At 75.9% G+C, this 1,001-nt stretch carries 1 protein-coding gene; it reads right to left on the reverse strand.

Annotated features, from left to right (window positions below; all coding sequences use genetic code 11):
- Nucleotides 1-620, reverse strand: a 620-nt coding sequence (locus E1193_RS31460; RefSeq protein WP_207922955.1) for a glycosyltransferase family 39 protein, incomplete at its 3' end; no start/stop codon positions are given.
- Between the last annotated feature and the right edge of the window lie 381 nt (nt 621-1,001).

The raw sequence follows: 1,001 nt of genomic DNA on the forward strand, positions 1-1,001 counted from the left end.
AGCCCGAGGGCTGCCGGGCCGCGCCACCAGGAGGCCAGCACGACCACGGCGTGCGCGGCGAGCAGTGCGAGGGCGAGCAGGTGGGCCAGACCGAGCCCCGCGGCGGCGGCGGCGTACCCGGCCCAGCACGGCCACGTCGGGCGGCGCAGCGCGGTGACCAGCAACAGGGTGGCCAGCACCGCGAGGAACGTGGCCAGGGCGTACGGGCGGGCCTCCTGGGCGTACCGGGAGGTGCCGGGCAGGACCGTGAAGATCAGGCCGGCGAGCAGGCCGGCCCGGGCGCCGAGGAGCCGAGACGTGAGGACGGCGGTGAGCCCGGCCGCCGCCGCCATGGCCAGCGCCGAGGGGAGTCGCAGCGCGGCCGGTGAGTCGCCACCGAGCCGGACCCAGCCGTGCATCAGCAGGTAGTACGGCCCGGCGGTGGCGTCCAGGGTGCCGGTGAGCCGCAGCAGGTCCGGCAAGGGGCGGGTGGCGGCGCTCCAGGTGGCCAGCTCGTCCCGCCAGGGTTGGGCGTGCCCGATGCCGACCAGCCCGACGGCCAGCGTGGCGAGCGTCGGCACCAGCCAGACCAGGGCCGGGGTCGGCCGGAGCCACCACGTCGGATGCCACTTCCCGGACATAACGCCCACACTTCGAGCCTTCCACACCCGGCGCCGCGCCGTGGTCCGCGGACCCGGCCCGTGATGTGGGATGCGGCACGCGCTCGTTGGCTGGCCCACCCCCGGTGTGGCAGCATGATTGCCATGACCGCCGCTGTCGTCCGCCGCTTCGTGGCCCGTCGCCACGTCGACTACGGCCGCGTGCGCAGCGCGATCTGTCCGGCCCACTGACGACGCCCGACCCATCTGTCTCGGGCACGAAGTCCGCGCCGGCCGTTCCGACACCGTTGTCCTCGGCCCGTCCCACGGGCCGGCCGTCGCGCCCGCGCACCCCACCGAGGCACAGCAGACAACGGAGGACGCCGCGATGGCGGTCAGCAGCACTCCCGCCCGCCCCAGCAC

It is taken from the genome of Micromonospora sp. KC606, assembly GCF_004348675.1.
Taxonomy (GTDB): Bacteria; Actinomycetota; Actinomycetes; order Mycobacteriales; family Micromonosporaceae; genus Micromonospora.